General features: G+C 72.7%; 1 protein-coding gene. It reads left to right on the forward strand.

Going from position 1 to position 871, the window contains the following annotated elements; genetic code table 11:
- The coding region (locus K7G60_RS38600) for a molybdopterin-dependent oxidoreductase (protein ID WP_225805631.1) at positions 1-871 on the forward strand (871 nt) is incomplete at both ends.

Here is an 871-nt window from a genome sequence, read left to right on the forward strand (position 1 = left end):
CGTCCCGGCCGGCGCCCGGCTGAAGGTGTCCGGCATCAGTGCCTTCACCACCCGGAACCGCGACTTCTACCGCGTCGACACCGCCCTGACGGTTCCCAAGGTCGATGCCGGAACCTGGCGGCTGCGGATCCACGGCAAAGGGGTCGCCCGGCCCCGCACCTACACCCTCGACCAGCTGCTGGCCCGCCCGCTCATCGAGCGCGACATCACCCTCACCTGCGTCTCGAACGAGGTCGGCGGCCCGTACGTCGGCAATGCCCGCTGGCTCGGCGTCCCCCTCGCCGACCTCCTCCGGGAAGCCGGTGTCCGGCCGCCTTCCCGGGGCGGCACGGCGGACCAGCTGGTGGCCCGCTCGGTGGACGGGATGACGCTCGGCTCCCCGGTCGAGGACGTCATGGACGGCCGGGACGCCATGCTCGCCGTCGGCATGAACGGCGAGCCGCTGCCCTTCGACCACGGCTTCCCGGTCCGCATGCTCGTCCCCGGTCTCTACGGCTACGTGTCGGCCTGCAAGTGGATCGAGTCGATCGAGCTGACCACCTTCGACGCGTACGACGCCTACTGGGTGAAGCGCAAGTGGGCCCGCCGGGCGCCGATCAAGACCCAGGCCCGTATCGACACCCCCAAGCCGTTCGCCCGCCCGGCCGCCGGCACCGTCACGGTCGCCGGAGTCGCCTGGGCCCAGCACCGCGGCATCGCCCGCGTCGAGATACGCGTCGACGACGGCCCCTGGCAGGACGCCGACCTCGCCGCCCAGGACACCGTGGACACCTGGCGCCAGTGGTCCTACCGCTGGAACGCCGCCCCCGGCGGCCACACGCTCACCGTCCGCGCCACCGACGGCACCGGACAGGTGCAGACCGAACAGCGC

The organism is Streptomyces sp. NK15101 (assembly GCF_020400725.1).
In the GTDB taxonomy this organism is placed as follows: Bacteria; Actinomycetota; Actinomycetes; order Streptomycetales; family Streptomycetaceae; genus Streptomyces.